This is a genomic window from Nonomuraea sp. NEAU-A123 (genome assembly GCF_018603905.1).
GTDB lineage: Bacteria > Actinomycetota > Actinomycetes > Streptosporangiales > Streptosporangiaceae > Nonomuraea.
The window spans coordinates 1-1,648 of sequence record NZ_JAHFZZ010000074.1; the positions used below are offsets into that span (position 1 = coordinate 1).

General features: G+C 63.4%; 1 protein-coding gene. It reads right to left on the reverse strand.

From position 1 onward, the window contains the following. Window positions 1–13 precede the first annotated feature (13 nt). A complete protein-coding gene (locus tag KLK06_RS59390; protein ID WP_214644746.1) occupies window positions 14–1,465 on the reverse strand; it encodes an IS4 family transposase in 1,452 nt (483 codons plus the stop codon). Window positions 1,466–1,648: the final 183 nt, after the last annotated feature.

Here is a 1,648-nt window from a genome sequence, read left to right on the forward strand (position 1 = left end):
CAATGCCGGTGAGTTAAGACATCTGCGCAGGTGGGGGTGCTTTCCTCATGATTTTGATCTTGTAGCTTGCCTTGCTCGCTGGTTGCGCAGTGTCACGTTTCTTGGTCGCGAAGGTGTTCTTGGGCGGCTTCTTAACACGCTCGCACTGGCGGTCGCGGCGGCGGGGAAGCAGGTCGTCGAGGAGGTCATGAATGGCGTTGCGGCGGGCCTGGGCGAGCTTGGAAGAGGAGTCGGACGCGTGATCGCGAGCGACGCGGACCGTCACGGCGAAGGAGACGCGGTCTGGGTCGATTCCGGCGCTCAGGGCTGCTGCGCACTTCAGTGAGCACAGTGCCTGGTAGACGGTGAGCAGGGCAAACAGTTCCTGACAGACGAGTTCGGGCAGCTTGGAACGCAGAATGAACGCCGCTCCGCGAAGCCTCGTCTTCAGTTCGCCGTACCCGTTCTCGATTTCCCAGCGCTCGTGATACACGGCGGCGATCTTGGCCGCTGGCGCTCGTTTGTGGTCGAGGAGCGTTGTGACCAGCCGGAACGGTTCAACCCGGCTGCCTCCGTCCGCGGTCTTGACCGTCACGGTGTACTCGACGATCCGCACGAGGTGACCTTGTGGTGTGCGTCCGAGGCTGCGGCCGCGTGCTCGGGCGACACCGTGCCGTACGTTCTCGGCCGGGGTGGGCATGACGGAGAGGAACGAGCCGTCCGGCAGGACCTCGAGCGGGGGGAACACCAGGTTCTTCTTGATCCGCCACACCATGTCGGCGCCGGTCGCGGTGACCAGGCCCCACAGTTCGTGGCCGGCGAAGTTCCGATCGGCCAGCAGGAGCATCCCCGTGCTGAGAGCGTGCAGGAGCCTACGGGCGAGCTTGTGCTCGCTGACCTTGGTGACGCCGTCGAATGCCGCGTCGATCAGCGCATGGGTACCGCATTCGATCAATGCCAGCAGCCGGATTTGCGGATTACCGCCCTGAGTGACGCCGAACTCGGTCGCGTTCTCAACGGTGTCGGCCGTGTCCAAACCGGTGCCGTCCCAGGCGACCAGCCGAAGCCCGAACGCGAAAGCGCCCTTCACGTCCGGATCGGCCAGAGGTCCTCTCCGCAGGTCAAACAGGAGTTCAAGGGGCTTGGACCCGAGTCGCTGCCTGGCCTTGGTCAACGCCGAACTGGTCGGCAACACCAATCCATGCAGGTGCCGCAATCCGTTGGTGAGCCACCGCATCACCGATCGATATCCAGGTGGCGCCGCACTGTCCGCGCTGCTGAACAGGCACAAGCCCAGCACGAAGTACACCACCACCCGCGCGGGCAAAAGCCGGTGCCGTTTCTCCCTGCAGCCCGCCAGCTCGACGACCTCATCGACGAGTTCCGGACTGATCTCTTCGGTCAGGACCCCGAGCCCTACCGAGGACATCGGCCGATCCGCAGTCTCCTGTGCGGATGATCTGCGCATGACAAACTGAGTGAGCAACGAAGCTCCTCGACGGACAATAAGCGATCTTGGTCGACCGCTGTCCTATCGAGGGCTTCGTTGCTCAGGCGACCCAATGCACTATCTGTCACCGAATCGCGACGACGTGTGCCGGGTCAAGCAGTGCCCGATGCCAGCGAGAACGCCTTTCACCTGCACAGACGTCTTAACTCACCGGCATTG